Below are 241 nucleotides of genomic sequence, written 5' to 3'. Positions count from 1 at the left end.
TTTATCAGCGATTCTTGCTCTTTTATCAGCGATGTTCGATTCTTTATCAGCGATTCTTGCTCTTCTATCAGCGATATTCGATTCTTTATCAGCGATTCTGAACCTTCTATCAACGATGTTCGGGCGTTTATCAGCGTTTCTTCTCTTTTATCAGCGATATTCGATTCTTTATCAGCGATTCTTGCTCTTCTATCAGCGATGTTCGATCCTTTATCAGCGATTCTTGCTCTTTTATCAGCGA

General features: G+C 39.4%; 1 protein-coding gene. It reads right to left on the bottom strand.

The window, feature by feature from the left end; genetic code table 11:
• On the bottom strand, nucleotides 1-241 hold a 241-nt coding region (locus tag PVA17_RS25215), incomplete at both ends, for a hypothetical protein (RefSeq protein WP_274069390.1).

This window comes from Lysinibacillus sp. CNPSo 3705 (genome assembly GCF_028674935.1).
Classification (GTDB): Bacteria; Bacillota; Bacilli; order Bacillales_A; family Planococcaceae; genus Lysinibacillus.
This window is presented reverse-complemented; position numbering and strand designations above follow the sequence as displayed.